9 protein-coding genes and 1 pseudogene are annotated in these 13,017 nt (G+C 60.8%); 3 read left to right on the top strand and 7 right to left on the bottom strand.

Annotation, left to right across the window (positions count from 1 at the left end):
* Positions 1 to 46: 46 nt before the first annotated feature.
* Both AKJ29_RS17215 and AKJ29_RS17220 read right to left on the bottom strand, forming a co-directional pair.
* Complete coding sequence (locus AKJ29_RS17215) at positions 47 to 1,273, bottom strand: Hint domain-containing protein (protein ID WP_082392663.1); 1,227 nt, start codon at positions 1,271 to 1,273, stop codon at positions 47 to 49.
* Between the two features lie 11 nt (positions 1,274 to 1,284).
* A complete protein-coding gene (locus AKJ29_RS17220; protein WP_055192771.1) occupies positions 1,285 to 2,871 on the bottom strand; it encodes a choice-of-anchor L domain-containing protein in 1,587 nt (528 codons plus the stop codon).
* Between the two features lie 296 nt (positions 2,872 to 3,167).
* Between AKJ29_RS17220 and dapE the strand changes: the two genes are divergently transcribed.
* The 3 genes from dapE (at position 3,168) to AKJ29_RS17235 (ending at position 8,141) form a co-directional block, all read left to right on the top strand.
* Positions 3,168 to 4,322 carry a succinyl-diaminopimelate desuccinylase gene (gene dapE / locus AKJ29_RS17225; protein ID WP_055192772.1) on the top strand — a complete coding sequence of 385 codons (1,155 nt, stop codon included), beginning with the start codon at positions 3,168 to 3,170 and terminating at the stop codon, positions 4,320 to 4,322.
* A gap of 357 nt (positions 4,323 to 4,679) precedes the next feature.
* Positions 4,680 to 6,929, top strand: coding sequence for a ribonuclease R (gene rnr / locus AKJ29_RS17230; RefSeq protein WP_055192773.1), 2,250 nt, complete (start codon positions 4,680 to 4,682; stop codon positions 6,927 to 6,929).
* Between the two features lie 69 nt (positions 6,930 to 6,998).
* Complete coding sequence (locus AKJ29_RS17235; protein ID WP_235477708.1) at positions 6,999 to 8,141, top strand: lytic murein transglycosylase; 1,143 nt, start codon at positions 6,999 to 7,001, stop codon at positions 8,139 to 8,141.
* 147 nt (positions 8,142 to 8,288) lie between these two features.
* Here the strand turns inward: AKJ29_RS17235 and AKJ29_RS17240 are convergent.
* The 5 genes and pseudogenes from AKJ29_RS17240 to AKJ29_RS17260 form a co-directional block, all read right to left on the bottom strand.
* Positions 8,289 to 9,242 (bottom strand): annotated as a pseudogene (locus AKJ29_RS17240) (MBL fold metallo-hydrolase).
* 235 nt (positions 9,243 to 9,477) lie between these two features.
* Positions 9,478 to 10,170 (bottom strand): ribulose-phosphate 3-epimerase, encoded by a 693-nt coding sequence (gene rpe, locus AKJ29_RS17245; protein ID WP_055192880.1) that lies wholly within the window; start codon positions 10,168 to 10,170, stop codon positions 9,478 to 9,480.
* 363 nt (positions 10,171 to 10,533) lie between these two features.
* Entirely contained in the window at positions 10,534 to 11,028 is a 495-nt protein-coding gene (locus AKJ29_RS17250) for a hypothetical protein (RefSeq protein WP_055192774.1), read from the bottom strand.
* Between the two features lie 16 nt (positions 11,029 to 11,044).
* Positions 11,045 to 11,539: an RNA pyrophosphohydrolase gene (locus AKJ29_RS17255; protein ID WP_055192775.1), complete on the bottom strand. Its 495-nt coding sequence runs from the start codon at positions 11,537 to 11,539 to the stop codon at positions 11,045 to 11,047.
* 121 nt (positions 11,540 to 11,660) lie between these two features.
* The gene (locus AKJ29_RS17260) at positions 11,661 to 13,016 is read right to left on the bottom strand and encodes a S41 family peptidase (RefSeq protein WP_055192776.1); all 1,356 of its coding nucleotides are present in this window, start codon (positions 13,014 to 13,016) and stop codon (positions 11,661 to 11,663) included.
* Position 13,017 lies beyond the last annotated feature (1 nt).

Here is a 13,017-nt window from a genome sequence, read left to right on the forward strand (position 1 = left end):
GACTTGACGGGATACTACGCGCGCAACCAGAACGGGTCCAGAGGGATCACGCGTAAATGGCGCTGACCAGATTGCGCGCCTCGAACTGGGACAGGGTGGGCGTGGGCATCAGCCTGTGAATTGGCACGGAGAGGGGTGGCAGCCCGGACAGAACCGTGGTGCGCAGGATATCCGGCACCATCGGCCCCACAAACAGGCTTTCGGCACACAGCCCCTGCACCGACAGGCATTCATGACTGTCCAGCAGGACCGCATGATATCGGATCAGCGGGCCGGTTTCATGCTGGCTTGCAGCGCGGAAATGATGCAGGTGCCGCGCCTGGATCATCACCGAATCCCTGCCATAAAGATATTCCGCGTCACTCCCTGTCAGAACAAGACGTTGATCGGGCAACAGCACCAGATCCCGCGACAGCCCCATGAAAGGCGCACGCAATGTCATTGGGCGCATCAACCCCACTGCCGGAACCTGCCGACTGGCCAGATAACGGACCCGGTGCGCCTCTCCTGAGGTGCTGAGCACAAGATCTCCGGCCGTCAGGGTTTCCACCGCACGTGGCCCCATCGGTGTGTCGATCAGACTGCCACTGGCAAGACCCGGTGCCAGCGCCACGGGCGCGATCCCGCGCGCGATCCCAAGCATCAGGATCTTGCCCCGCTCCCCGGCCACGGCCTGCCCCCGCAGCATCCGCTCCGCGTCAGAATAGGGCAGCGGCAGTGGATCGCGAAAACGGGTCTGGTGCAGGGTCTCGGCTTCAAGATGTTCAACACTCAAAACCCCCGACCGGCACGGGGCATCCCAGCTATAGGTGATGCGCAGGTCACATTCGCCGATGATCGGCGCCACATGAACCGAGGCACGGCGCAGCTCATCCCCCTGCACCATATCCACCACAACCCGGTGGTCATCCGGGTGATAGGTGATCATCATCCCGCGCAGCCATCCCTCGCGCGCGCCATAACGCAGCACCGGGGCGGGCTGGCCGGGCCGGGGCTCCAGCCGGGCTTCGATCACGATGGTTCCGGTGGCAATCAGCCCCTGTGGGCCCGGATCAGATGAGGCCGGACAGGCAGCCGACGGGGCAACATCCCTACTGCCGCCGATGAGGCCACAGCGGTTGAACCACAGCTTTCCCGCCCCCCGGACACCGATCCAGGAGACCGACCCCGCCAGAAGCCTGCGCGATTTGGCAACAAGCCGCGCTGCGGATGGATCAGAGCACAAAGCTGTCTTTGTCCCCCGCCTGTCCTCAGCTTGCCGATGCCCTGTCATTCCATCTTTCCTTACGCCGCGTGGCCCTGCGCCGCCAGAAGCCGCGCCTCAAACGGGCGCAGGGTGCGGCGGGCGGCCGGGGAGTATCCCGCGCCGGTCAGGGGATCAAGCTCAGGGAACAGCGCGCAGATTTCTTCCACCGCGTCATGTTCAAGACTGTTTGTCGCCTGCGGGCCGGGCAGGAAACTCTCGGTGGCAAGCCCCTGTGAATAGACCACCTGATGCTGATCAAACAGGATGTGAACATACACCACCTCCTCCCCTTCGATCCGCCGCACCGTCAGGTCATTGACCAGATCACGCGCCGCAACCAGCACCTCGCGCTCGCCGAACAGAAGCTCGGCCAGGACATCGCGGATCAGGATCCGGTGCAGCGGTGACACAAGCAGGTGGTCGTGATCGCCAAACGTATCTGCCGCAATATGGATCGGGGCAAATTTGCCCTGGGCGGGGACGCGGCGACAGCCGATCCAGCGCAGCGGCTGGGGCCCATTGTCATGGGTCAGCACCATGTCCCCCGGCGTCAGGGTTTCCACCGGCACCGCCCGTCCGTCTGCCAGTTCGATCAATGTGCCTGCCACGAAACAGGGCACAGCATCGACCGTGACCATCCCCACATCGCTGACCCCTGACGGGCCTCCGGTAAGGGTATATGTGAAGGAGAAGCTTTCATCGGTGCCATCGCCCACAAGCGTCAGCGTGCCATCCGCGTTCAGCCCCACGGTCTGCCCGGTGGCCAGGGTCACCGTATCGCCGGGGGACACGGCAATTCCGTTGATATGGGTGATCGTGGCACTCAGCCCGGGCGCCACATCATCATTTGCCATGACGTCGATCACCTTGGTCTGGTCCCCCAGCAGGCTGACCGTATCATCAAAGGCCAGAAGCGCCGACTGTCCGCTTTTGGCGGCAATCAGAAGATTGGAATCATAGCTGCTGTCCGACACATCCGCGATGCCGATCTTCAGCGAGTTCACCTCGCCCGAGGTAACCGGGATCTTGACCGACATGGTAACCGTAAACCCGTCCATCTCGGTATTGAACTGGTCCCCGGTATTGTCGTTATAGAGGTTCTGGTTATCGACCTCGTTCACATTGGTCACGCTTGAGGTGCCAAAAGACAGGTCAACCGGCTGGCCATCTACCCAGACCCCCACCACATCATTGTAGATCGAGTTGATGTATTCCGGGTATTCATCCGATGAGAATACGAACTGCAACGAGATGAAATTCGTCTCCGGGTCGGGGATGAAATCAATCTCGATAAAGGAGGCGTCATAGGTCCGCGCACCCGCCAACGCATCGAAATCAGCGTCCCGGTCAATGCCAAGCCACATATTCGACGATTGGTTGTTATCCTGGTTTGCCTGCCCCGATGAATTGGTGAAATCCGCCACCCGCCCCGTCGAGAGGATGACGCCGCTGTCAGAGGGAGTCACACCGGGCGAGGTCTCATCCCCGCCGGAGAAAACACCCGAGCTGCGATTGTCGCCCGAATAGGACGCGCCGGTCACGGTGACACCATCGCCCATGATGGTTTCCGCCATGGCCAAGGCACTTGCATTTGTGTCGATCGAAAGCTCTGACGCCGCGACCATGATCTGCCTCCTGCCCCTTTCAAGAGGCAAAAGCACAGGAATCACAGGCCTTATCTCGGCCTCTTCATGGATCACTGCATAACGAGCCGCTGCACTTTTGTGCTTGTTTTTCAGCTCCTTACCCTGCCTCGGGTCATATTATTGCCCCAAATATGGCGCAGAATTGACGTTTTGTTAACCCTCACGTTGCGCTTTTCCCAAAGCTTCGCGCCAAGTGACGCATTTTCCCCACAGCGATGATCCCCTGGTTTTCCTTTGCCCCACAACGCGCTAAGGGATGGAGAAAGGAGTTCCCCATGACCGCATCCCCCACCGATCCCGTCCTCTTGACCCAACGCCTGATCCAATGCCCATCGGTCACCCCCGAAGAAGGCGGCGCATTGGCATTGCTCGAAGACATGCTGTCAGCAGCAGGATTTGCCTGCACCCGGGTGGATCGGGCCGGCACACCGAACCTGTTTGCGCGCTGGGGGGCGAAAAACGCTCGCACACTGGGTTTCAACGGACATACGGATGTGGTGCCAGTGGGGGATGAAACCGCCTGGACGGTGGACCCGTTCGGGGGGGAAATCCGCGATGGCCTGCTATGGGGGCGCGGGGCGACCGATATGAAATCCGGCGTCGCCGCCTGGGTTGCCGCCGCCATCGACTTTGTCGCAGACGCCCCCGACGATGCTGCGCTGGTGATTACCATCACCGGGGATGAAGAAGGGGATGCCACCGACGGAACCGTCGCTCTGCTGGACTGGATGCAGGCCGAAGGCGAGGTCATGACCGACTGCATCGTCGGCGAACCCACCTGCCCGAATGAAATGGGCGAGATGATGAAGATCGGCCGAAGAGGGTCGATGACCGCGTATTTCACCGCGAAAGGTGTGCAGGGTCACGCCGCCTACCCTCACCGCGCCAAAAATCCGGTGCCTGCTCTGGCCCGGCTGATCGCAGACCTGGACGCCCATGTGCTCGATCACGGCACCGGTCACTTTGATGCCTCCACCCTGGCGGTCACCACCATGGATGTGGGCAACCCGGCCACCAATGTGATCCCGGCCGAGGCCCGCGCCACGGTCAATATCCGGTTCAACGACGCCCACAGCTCTGACATGCTGAGCCAATGGCTGCATCAGGAAGCCAGCCGGATCGCTGCAGATACCGGGATCGAGATCGAACTGCAGATAAAAGTGTCGGGCGAAAGTTTTGTGACACCCCCCGGCGCCCTGTCTGACCTGGTGGCAGATGCCGTCGAAACCGAAACCGGCCGCCGCCCCGAGTTCTCCACCTCGGGCGGCACCTCGGACGCGCGATTTGTCAAAAACCATTGCCCGGTGGTAGAATTCGGCCTCGTCGGCAAAACGATGCACCAGGTGGATGAGCGGGTAGAGGTGGCCCAGATCCAGCAGCTGAAAGCAATCTATAAGACGCTGATGCACAAGTACTTCGCCACGTCATGATCTGATGCTGGCGGGCGTCCTCCGCGTCGCTCCGCCGCGCGACCGGTGGCTCACCTTGTGAGCCTGCCAGGGGCGCTGCCCCTCGCGAGACAAGCTCGCTCACCCCGGGATATTTTCGGCAAGAGGAAAAGAGCAGCTGCCATCTTCCTCTTGCCACAAATATCCTGGGGGAGAGCCGCAGGCTCGGGGGCAAAGCCCCAGCACGGCGCGCAGCGGCGCAGGTGAGAATGAACCGAGCGCAGCGAGGCCACGCCCAAGCCTGTCGCCCGCAAGGGCGTAAGGGCGCGGGAGCAACTCTGCCCTTGTGACGCCACGCGGGCGCTTTCTCATTACAACTCTCTGTGATAGGGGCAGGTCATGAAACAGATGCCAACCAAAGCCGAGATCCTGCAATGGATCACCGACAACCCGACCCTCACCTCGAAGCGCGACATATCCAAAGCTTTCGGGATCAAGGGAGCTGCGCGGATTGACCTCAAGCGGATCCTGAAAGAGCTGGAAGCCGAGGGGCATCTACAGAAGCGAAAGAAAACCTATCGCGAAAAGGACAAGCTGCCGCCGGTTGCCGTTTTGTTGGTGGGAGATGTGGATCGGGATGGCGATCTCTTTGCCACGCCTCTGGAATGGCAGGGTGAAGGGGCCATGCCGCGGGTGCTGATGATCACCAAGACCTCCGAACCCGCACTTGGAAAAGGCGATCGCATTCTGGCGCGCCTGACCGAGATCGACGGAGAAGAGCACGCCTATGAAGGACGGCTTATCCGGAAGATCGGCACCAACCCCCGCACCATTCTGGGTCTTTTCCGCGCAGGTGCCGAGGGCGGGCGGATCGTGCCTGTCGACAAGGGGGCAGACCGGGAATGGATGGTGCCCCTGGGGTCGGACGAAGGGGCGCGCGATGGCGAGCTTGTCGAAGCGCAGCAGGTTGGACCAAAGGCACGGATGGGACTGCCCAAGGCGCGGATTATTGCCCGGCTGGGCGACCCTTCTGCCCCCAAGGCCGTCAGCCTGATTGCCATCCACCAGCACGGCATTCCCGACCGGTTCCCCGATACGGTGATTGAGGATGCGGACCGGCAGAAGCCTGCGGGCCTTTCGGGGCGCGAGGATCTGCGGCACCTGCCCTTGATCACCATCGACCCGCATGATGCACGCGACCATGATGACGCGGTCTATGCCCATGCGGATGACAACCCGAAAAACCCGGGCGGACATGTGGTCTGGGTCGCCATTGCCGATGTGGCGCATTACGTGACGCCGGGATCGGCGCTGGATCACGAGGCCCGCAAGCGCGGCAACTCCACCTATTTCCCGGACCGGGTTGTGCCGATGCTTCCTGACCGTCTGTCGGGGGATCTGTGTTCGCTGCATGAAGGCGTGCCGCGCGCCTGTATTGCCGTGCGCATGGTTCTGGATGCGCAGGGTCACAAGATCCGCCACAGCTTTATCCGCGGTTTGATGAAATCCGCCGCCTCGCTGAACTATGCCGAGGTGCAGGCCGCGCAGGATGGCAATCCGAACGAAAAATGTGCGCCTTTGATGGAGGAGGTGATTGCGCCGCTTTACGCCGCCTATGCCGCGACCAAACTTGCCCGTGCCGACCGCCAGCCGCTGGATCTGGACCTGCCGGAGCGCAAGATCGTCCTGAGCGACGTGGGCAAGGTGGAAAGCATACGCTTTGCCGAACGTTTCGACGCACACCGGCTGATTGAAGAGTTCATGATCCTTGCCAATGTGGCGGCGGCAGAGGAGCTGACCCGGCTCAAACGCCCGCTTCTGTTCCGGGTGCATGAAGAGCCCAGCCCGCAGAAGCTCGACGCCCTGCGTGAGGTGGCACAGGCCTCCGGGTTCACCTTGGCCAAGGGGCAGGTTCTGAAGACGCGTCACCTGAACAACCTGCTGGCGCAGGCCGAAGGCACCGAATTTGACGAGCTGGTGAACATGTCAACCCTGCGGTCGATGACACAAGCCTATTACCACCCTGAAAACTTTGGCCATTTTGGTCTGGCCCTGAGGAGTTACGCCCATTTCACCAGCCCAATCCGGCGCTATTCCGACCTGATTGTGCACCGCGCCCTTGTCACCGGTCATGGCTGGGGCAAAGACGGGCTGTCGCCAGTCGATATTGAACAGCTTGAAGCCACCGCAGAACATATTTCCGAAACCGAACGCCGGTCGATGCTGGCCGAGCGCGACACCAATGACCGCTACCTCGCCGCGTATCTTTCGGAACGGCTGGGCAATGAGTTTACCGGGCGGATCTCGGGTGTGCAGCGGTTTGGCGTTTTTGTGCGACTGGATGATACCGGCGCCGACGGGCTGGTTCCGGTGGCGAGCATTGGAACCGAATATTTCCGCTATGATGGCGAGGAACAGACCCTGACCGGAGAGCATTCCGGTCTCACGCTGGGGGTTGGCGGGCGCGTGACCGTGCGGCTGGCCGAAGCGGTGCCCACCACGGGCGGCGTGATGCTCGATCTCCTGACCCTGAATGGCGCCCCGCTGCCAAAGGGCGGGCGCGGGCGCCGGGGGCGTGTGGTCAAGCGCCAAGCCAATCGCGGCAAGCACAAACAGGCAAAATTAAAGCGGAAACTCACAAGAAAGTGAGGTATCACGTTTTGACAGACAAATGGTGCTGGTCGCATGTTTAGGGGATCGATCTGAGAGGGGTTTGCCGTGATCGACGAAAGGGACAGAAGCTTTACCTCATGGAAAGAGGAGTTCGCCCTGCGTCTGCAGGATGAGCGGCTGCGCGCCCGGACCCGCAACCGATTCCTTGAAATCGCACAATACCTGCCCGAAGTTCTGGACCGCCAGGCCAACCAGAAAGAGCTTCTGCTGTCGGTGCATGACTACCTTGAAATCACTGTTTCCGACGAACGTGTGCGCAAAGGGCGCAAGGCGTTGCGCAAATACCGCCTGCTGATGGGGGAACTTGAAGAAACCTATCGCGTCTCGGCGGATGCGGTTCTGGCGATCTGGGGGCTGGAGACAGGTTTCGGCGCCAATCGCGGGGATTATCCGGTGATCTCGGCGCTGGCCACTCTGGCCTTTGCCGGCGAGCGCAGAGCGTTCTTCGCCGATGAGCTGGTTGCGGCTTTGCACATCATTCAGGCAGGCGACATTGCGCCTGAAAAGATGCTGGGGTCCTGGGCCGGGGCCATGGGGCACGGGCAGTTCATGCCCTCAAGCTATCTGAAATATGCGGTGGATCATGACGGCGATGGGCGGCGTGACATCTGGGCGGAGGATCCGACGGATGCGCTGGCCTCGATCGCCAATTACCTGCGGGAACATGGGTGGCGCAGCGGGCAACCCTGCGGCGAAGAAATGTATCTGCCGGACGGGTTTGACCTGTCTCTGACCGGGCGCGATCAGGTGCGCCCCGTGGCCGAATGGGCAGCGCACGGTGTGCGGTCCCCGCGCGGGCTGCAACCGGTGGATTACGGTGATGCAATGGTGCTGCTGGCGGCGGGGGCACAGGGTCCGGCCTATCTGGCCTATCACAATTTCAACGTGTTTCTGGCCTATAACAACTCGGTTCACTACGCCCTGTCCGTCGGCTGCCTGGCCCATCGGATTGACGGCAACAAGAAATTCACCCGCCCCTGGCCGGCGGGGCAGCGGGTTCTGTCTCGTGCAGATATGCGCGAGTTACAGGAGCGGCTGACCGCGCTTGGGCATGACACCCGGGGGGCCGATGGGTTGGCGGGGCCGAACACGCATCGTGCGCTGCGCAACTGGCAGGTTGCCGCGGGATATCCCGCTGATGGCTTTCCCTGCGGCGAGGTGCTGGATCAGTTGCGCGCACAGCCCTGATACGTTTGGCCTCAGGCTTGGTGCAGGACATGCCGACACCACGTGAGCGGTCAGGCTGGGAGGCCGGACACGCCCGCGCCCAGGGTCTGGCCTTAGCCCACTATGTCCCCTTCAACCCGAAGCGGGCGGACGCTCGGGGCGGGGACCTTACTCAAACTCCATTTCAGAAAAGACCTGGCCCGCATTCTTCGTCGCCAGTTCGCCAAACGTATCGTGATGCGCATAGGCTGACTGATCCACGTAATAGGCATCTTCCAGCGTGCCGCCATTTTCCAGATGCGCGCCGATCCTGCTGCGCAGGTGTTTGAGATACCCGATTGTGTGATCTTCGACCTGCGCCATATTGGTCGGGTAGCCGTGCCCCGGAATGACATAGGTGGCGTTCAGCGGGGCAAAGCTCGTTTCCCAGGTTTCGATCCAGCAGCTTGTGCAGGTGTCTTCAAAGATCGGTGGAATCCGGTTGTGAAACGCCATGTCCCCGGCAATCATCAGCCCTTCGTCCGGGATCCAGACCTGGGTATCTCCGAGGCTGTGGGCGGGGCCAAGATGCAGCACCTCGATGGTGAACCGCCCCATGGTGATCACCTCACGATCATCAAAGGTGCGGGTTGGACCGGTGGGATCGGTGCCTTCCGAGCTTTCCCTTGCGTAGCCCTGCATCTATTGCAGCAACATGCCATTGTCATGTTCGCACACCTCAGCCGCGTCCACATGGGCCAGCACCTCACCCCCCTGCTCGGTCCAGTAATTATTGCCCAGCATGGCGTGGCCCTGCCCATTTTCATTGATCACCAGCTTCACGGGCTGGTCAGTGATTTTCCGGATCTCGTCATGCAGAGCCGCGGCCAGTTTCACATTGGCACCGGCATTGATCACGATCACCCCATCCCCGGTCACGATAAAGCTGAGGTTGTTGTTATGGCCTGCATTTTCGTAAGTCCGCGGCGCCGTGGCGCCGATGGCGGTTCAGACATCCGGGATCACTTCAACCGGTTTTTCATACAACACGGAGCCGGGATATTGGTCCGCAATCTCCTCATCCGCCCATATCGGAGTGGCAAGCAGTGCCAGGGTGATGGCAGCGGGGATCGTTCGGGGCATGCAAGTTATTCCTTCTCCTGTTAAGATTTAACATAGATACATTCGCATGTGTCATTACAGAGAAAGCAACCACCGATCCACGCATATGTTCGGCCGCCGTGGCAGGGAAAAGCCGAGACGCTTTAAGGGGCGCTGCCCCTCGCGGCTTTGCCGCTCACCCCGAGGTATTTTAGGCAAGAAAAAAGAGGGCCTGCTGGAAGCCCTCTTTACGGATAGGAAATTACCGCTGTGGCGCTCAGCCCAGCGCGGCCTCGGCTGCGGCCCGCAGGTCGCGAATATTTTCGCCATAGATCTCGGGTTTTGCGACCGAACCACCTTTGAAGACAGCGGACCCGGCCACCAGCACGTCCGCGCCGGCTTCAGCCACCAACGGCGCAGTTTCCGTGGTCACACCGCCATCAATCTGGATGTGAATGTCACGATCCCCGATCATCTGGCGCAGACGGCGGGTTTTCTCGACCCCGGAATGGATGAATTTCTGCCCGCCAAACCCCGGATTCACGGTCATGATCAGCACCATATCCACGAGGTCGAGCACATGCTCGATACTCTCCAGCGGCGTTCCGGGATTGAGCGAGACCCCCGCCTTCACCCCCTGCGCCTTGATGGCCTGAAGCGTGCGATGGATATGCGGTCCGGCCTCAACATGGGCGGTGATCATGTCCGCACCTGCCTCGGCATAGGCTTCGATGTAAGGATCGACCGGCGCGATCATCAGATGGACATCCATGAAGGTTTTCACATGCGGCCGAAACGCCTTCACAGCGGGCGGTCCGAAAGTCAGGTTCGGCACGAAATGCCCGTCCATCACATCCACATGCACCCAATCGGCGCCCTGCGCTTCAATCGCCTGAATTTCCTGCCCGAAATTGGCAAAATCCGCAGAAAGGATCGATGGGGCAATCTTGATGGAACGATCAAAAGGCATGGTGGACATGGCGGGCAGCTCCTGAATCTCTGTTGCGCGCCTTATAGCCGGTTTCCCGCCGAGCGACAGAAAAAACCACACCTACCGCCACAGTGCCCCCCGCCGGACCTTATTTTCTGGTTAAAAATATCCTAAAGCGTTTCGAGATTAACTTGAGACACAAGTTGATTTCGAAACGCCCGCAACATCAGTAGGTTTCGAGCGTTTCGCCTCATTATTGTATCTCAAAAATAAGGCGAAACACTTTAGGTGAGCCTCGAAGAGGCGAGGGGCAACGCCCCTGACCGAGCATCGCGAGGCCACCGAACGCGCGCCCAGAGTGTCAACGCGGGCGCCCTACCGATCAGCTCAGGTCAGTTAAGGTCAGCGTACAGGCAGTTCCGGATCACATCCCGAACCACGCATGCAGGCCTTGACCCGTGACAGCATATCCGGGTCCGGATCGCCAAAGGCAAACCCACCGCAGGGGTTGGTTTCCAAAAGATACCCCGCATCCGTTCGCTTCAGAAAGGCCAGATAGACCTCTCCATCCGTCAATCCGCCACACCACGGACCGTAGCATTGCACATTGGCGGTGATGTCCTCACGAAACGGGAGCACAAACCCGCGCCGTGCAAGGCTATGCCCTTCCAGCCGGGCTGGAAAAACATTGTCGGGCTGGGTTTCCGTCTGACCTGCCAGCCCCCCCTGCGGCAAATCTGCCTTGTCGAAACGAAGTGTGCCCAGCACCACCAGATAGTCGTCCGGGCTTTCCTGGGCATCCAGAAAGGCCTGCACCGCGTTATAGGGCATACAGGACAATGCCAGCGCGGGGGCAGCGGCAAAGACGGTGAAAACAGCTGCAATCAGAAAGCGCATCAACGTGCTCCGTTGATCAAAGATAGGCCGCGAAACCATCCACCACTTTGGCATAGATCTCGCGTTTGAACGGCACGATATTGTCCACCACCTGATTGGCGGGCATCCATTGCCATTGGGAAAATTCCGGGTGTTCGGTGGCGATGTTCACATCCTTGTCCGAGCCCTTGAAGCGCAGCAGGAACCAGCGCTGTTTCTGGCCGCGATAGCGACCTTTCCAGATCTTCGGCACGATGTCATGCGGCAGGTCATAGGGCAGCCAATCGGGCAGTTCGGCCTCAACCTCAACCAGATCAGCACTCACGCCGGTCTCTTCCCACAGCTCACGCAAGGCGGCATCACGAGGGTCCTCGCCCTCATCCACGCCACCTTGCGGCATCTGCCAGGCCGCCTTGGTGCCCAGTTTCGGCGCATCCAGACGCTGACCCACGAACACGCGGCCATCTGCATGGGCCAGCATGATGCCGACACAGGGGCGATAGGGAAGTTTTGCAATCTCTTCTGGCGTCATTTCCGCTTTTCCTCAAATCTCTTGTTTTCTGTTACACCGTTCTGAATTCAAACGCAAAAAGACCGCCCGGTCGGGGGCGGCCTTTTGCTGGTGTGACAATATCCACCCGTTTTCAGCGCCCTTATTGCGCGCTGGCCTGTTTGGTCAGCCCGGCCTGTTCGATCGTGGCAAGACCACGGATCAGGTCGACCGCGTAGGAGAGTTGGAAATCCTCGGCGCGCAGCTTTGCGGTTTCCTCGGCGATTTCCCGTTCCTCTTCGATCTGGCGACGCTCATCCTCGGTCAGGCTGTCATTGCCCAGGCTGCCGCGCAGATCGGCCTCGGTGCGCGGATTGCGGGTCTCTTCCTCTTCCGTCGCATCGGGTTTGCGGCGCGGCTGTTCCACGACGATATCGGGGCTGACGCCCAGCGCCTGGATCGAGCGTCCCGACGGGGTGTAATACCGTGCGGTGGTCAGGCGCATTGCGCCATTGGACGGCAGCGGCATCACGGTCTGCACCGATCCTTTGCCAAAGCTCTTGGTGCCCACCACAATGCCGCGACGGTGATCTTGCAGCGCACCGGCCACAATCTCAGACGCAGACGCAGATCCGCCATTGATCAGCACCACCAGCGGTTTGCCATTGGTCAGGTCACCCGCCGCTGCATTCCAGCGCTCGCTTTCACCTGCGACACGGCCACGGGTCGAGACAATCTCGCCGCTCTCAAGAAACGCATCAGAGACAGAGATCGCCTCATCGAGCAGGCCGCCGGGGTTGTTGCGCAGATCCAGCACGAAGCCTGACACTTTGTCGATACCACCCAGCGCCTCAACCTCGCGCTTCAGGCCGTCCGTCAGGTTCGGCGTGGTCTGGTCATTAAACGTGGTCACGCGCAGCACCACCGTGTCGCCCACGGTGCGGGCGGTGGCGGCGGTCAGCTTGATCGTGTCACGGATGATCGACACGTCAAACGGCTCTTCCACCCCTTCTCGCACCACGGTCACGATGATCTCGGACCCGATCGGGCCGCGCAGGAGTTCCACCGCATCATCAAGGGTCAGCCCCAACAGGCTCTCCCCATCCACATGGGTGATGAAATCACCGGCTTCCATGCCCGCCTTGTCAGCCGGGGTGCCATCCATTGGCGTGACCACGCGCACAAAGCCTTCTTCCTGGGTCACTTCGATCCCAAGGCCGCCAAAGGACCCGCGGGTCTGCACCCGCATATCCGCCGCATCTTCGGCGGACAGGTAGCTTGAATGGGGATCCAGCGACGACAGCATCCCGTCAATCGCCGCCTCGATCAGCTCTTTCGAATCGACCTCTTCCACGTATTGCGCGCGGATGCGTTCAAACACGTCACCGAACAGGTCGAGCTGTTCGTAAACCGTGTTGCCGCGCCCGCTGTCCTGCGCCAAAAGCGGAGCGGCGACCTGTGTGGTCAGCAGCGCGCCCGCCAATGTGCCGCCCAGCGCGGCCATCACGAATTTCTTCATC

Origin of the sequence: Aliiroseovarius crassostreae (assembly GCF_001307765.1) — a bacterium.
GTDB lineage: Bacteria > Pseudomonadota > Alphaproteobacteria > Rhodobacterales > Rhodobacteraceae > Aliiroseovarius > Aliiroseovarius crassostreae.